Annotated in this window: 2 protein-coding genes; both read right to left on the reverse strand. The window is 65.2% G+C overall.

The features are described 5' to 3' along the window. Positions 1-47: 47 nt before the first annotated feature. Entirely contained in the window at positions 48-344 is a 297-nt protein-coding gene (locus ACFWTC_RS38810; RefSeq protein ID WP_384030708.1) for an IS3 family transposase, read from the reverse strand. Positions 345-547: 203 nt separating this feature from the next. Beyond that, the gene (gene ltrA / locus ACFWTC_RS38815) at positions 548-1,807 is read right to left on the reverse strand and encodes a group II intron reverse transcriptase/maturase (RefSeq protein ID WP_384030706.1); all 1,260 of its coding nucleotides are present in this window, start codon (positions 1,805-1,807) and stop codon (positions 548-550) included. Positions 1,808-2,099 lie beyond the last annotated feature (292 nt).

A 2,099-nucleotide genomic window follows, 5' to 3' on the forward strand; every position in this document is an offset into this window, starting at 1 on the left:
ACTTTCTTCGCCGATCGTTGATCTACCAGGCGGTCCCGTTGCACTGTTCAGCAGGGCTTGACGTACAGCTCAGGAGCCAAACGCAACGGTGTTGACATCAGGCCCCGGCGCCGGCGGCGGGTGATCCCGGCGATCCGGTGCTTGCGCATCAGCCGCTCGACCTTCTTGGAGTTCACCGCCCGCCCGCCCCGCCGCAGGGCGGCGTGGACCCGCGGGGCCCCGTAGGCACCGCGAGATCCGGCGTGGAGCACCCGGATCTCGCCCACCAGCACCTCCTCGGCCCGCTCCCGCGCCGTCCGGGCCGGCCGTGATGCCCTATGCGCGTAGTAGGTGGAACGCGGCACCCAGCACACGGCAGAGAAACGCAACGCTGTGACCTGCGGGATTATCCTCCGATGCCTTCTCCGCGTCGATGAAGTGACACCGCGCCTCGGTGTCTACCTCATCTTGTCCTGAGCGAAGTCGGGTGGCCCGGGGGGATTTCACCCCCGGGCTCCCACAGATCTGTACGTGACAGTCTCCCGTCATACGGCTCTTGTCGTCCTGGTCACCAGACTCGGGCGGGCTCGGTCACCCAGACCCAGTGCGCGAAGTGCCGGGGATGTCGTTCGACCCCGGACCACCACGCACGGAAGGTCGCCGACCAGCTTCGCCGCAGCCTCCGGTATTTCCCGCGCAACCACCGGACCACGTAGGCGTTGATCCGTTTCAGGAGGGGATAGAGGGCCGACCTGTTGAAGGCCCCGTAGTATTGCATCCATCCCCGCACGACCGGATTGATCCAGTCCGCGAGGTCTCGGGCCTCGCCCTGCACCCACCGGTGCAGGCGCCAGGACCGCGCCACCTCACCCATCCGCTTCAGGGCCTTGTCCGAGACCGCCGGAGAGAAACTCCGGAACAGTCCGTTCCGCCCGTCCACGGTGCGCTCGCGAAAGTCGTAACCCAGGAACGTGAACCTCGTGTGCTCGAAAGAGCTCTTACGGTTCACGTCCCGGCAGTAGACGATCTGCGTCTTGTCGGGGTGCAGTTGAAGGCCGACCGAGTCCATGCGCGCATCCAGCGCGGCCAGCACCGCTCTCGCCTCGGCGAGACTGCGGCAGTGGATGACCGCGTCGTCGGCATACCGTTCGAAGCGAACGTCCGGGAAGGCCCGGTGCAACCACATGTCGAACGCGTAGTGCATGAACAGGTTCGCCAGGACCGGAGATACCGCCGAACCCTGAGGGGTTCCCATGGCACGCTCAATCAGCGTGCCATCCACATGTTGCAGCGGAGCAGCAAACCACCGCTTGACATACAGCTGCACCCAGGGGAGCTCACAGACCGAGCCCACCGCCTTGAGCATCAAGTCCCACGGCACCGAGTCGAAGAACGCCTTGATGTCGAGATCGACCACCCAATCGTACTTCCAGCACCGCTCCCGGCACATGCCCACCGCGTCGATCGCTCCACGCCCCGGGCGGTAGCCATAGGAATCCGGATGGAAGATGGGCTCGACCCTCTTCTCCAGCACCATCGCCACCACCGTCTGCGCGACACGATCGCCCACCGTCGGCACTCCGAGAACCCTGACGCCGCCCTGCGGCTTCGGGATCTCCACCATGCGCACCGGCGGCGGAAAATAGCAGCCCGAGGACATCCGGTTCCAGATCTTGTACAGGTTTCCCCGCAGATCCTCCTCGAACTCCTCAATGGCCACCGCGTCCACGCCCGGCGCGCCCTTGTTCGCCCTTACCTTGTCCCAAGCCTCCATCACCAGCAGCTTCGGTATACCGAACGGCTTGACCGATGCTTTCAACTCATCCACGCCAATTCCTCCCGGAGCACTTCCGGTTGATCGAATGAACAAGCCACGAACGACCCGGCGCCTTCGCTCCGCCCCCATTACAGGGACTTCACCACTACTACGAGCCAGTCCGCCGGCGCACGCCCGGCAAGGGCGTGCGCCTTCTCCTGTTCCGCACAGATCCCGCAGATCGGGCTCGCGCCACCTTCACGCCGGACTGAAGTTCCCCCCTGATCCTGGACAGCGGGTGGTTACGCTGCGGGGGTGAGGTCGTGGGTCGTCAGGGCTCTGGTTTCGAGCGGGGTGACGTAGC

It is taken from the genome of Streptomyces sp. NPDC058619, assembly GCF_042717785.1.
In the GTDB taxonomy this organism is placed as follows: domain Bacteria; phylum Actinomycetota; class Actinomycetes; order Streptomycetales; family Streptomycetaceae; genus Streptomyces.